The following is a 680-nucleotide window of genomic DNA, read 5'->3' on the forward strand; positions in this document are numbered from 1 at the left end:
TCCCCGGCCATCAGTTCCACCCGGTTGTCCAGATTCAGCGTAAACGCCTGCGTCTGCTGCGCTATCAGCTCCCAGCCGTCAAACACCAGATGGCGGATCATTTTCAGCCGGCCGTGCTGATACTCGCGGATTTCCGCCGGCACGTCGCCGTCCCACACATACGTGGTCAGCTTACCGCTCTGGATACACCGTTTTTCTGTCCGCCGCCCGAAAGCGTCATAGCGATATTCCCACGCTATCCCGTCCGGGGTGATCAGCCCGGTCAGCTGATTCTGGCTGTTCCAGCGGTATTTCGTCAGCGCCAGCCGGGACCCTTCCGCTAAAAACTGTTTCTCCTGCATGCGGCCGGCCCGGTCGTAAACAAACCGGTGCGAGCCCACCCAGTTCAGGCGATGGCCTTCCTGATAGAGGGTTTCCCCCATAATCTCCTGCACCCCGTCAAACCGTCTTGACGGGTAACCCGTTTCATCATACTGATAATGCTCCCGCAGTGTCCGGCCCTCCCCCACCGAAATCACCTGGCCGTTGCCGTTGAGGAGATAACTGACCTGCTGCCCGTCATCACTGGCGGCGGTCAGATTCAGCGCGGTATCGTATTCATACCGGCGCGCCACCCCCGCGTAAGCGGGTCCCTCAATCTCGTCCGGTTCAGCCGGCCGGAAAAAATAGGGATTGCGGCC

General features: G+C 60.1%; 1 protein-coding gene. It reads right to left on the reverse strand.

Features of this window, described 5'->3' with window-relative positions; all coding sequences use genetic code 11:
- A partial coding sequence (locus EAE91_RS23635) for an RHS repeat domain-containing protein (RefSeq protein WP_479687626.1) occupies window positions 1-680 on the reverse strand: 680 nt, incomplete at both ends.

Origin of the sequence: Photorhabdus noenieputensis, from assembly GCF_018448935.1 — a bacterium.
GTDB lineage: Bacteria > Pseudomonadota > Gammaproteobacteria > Enterobacterales > Enterobacteriaceae > Photorhabdus > Photorhabdus noenieputensis.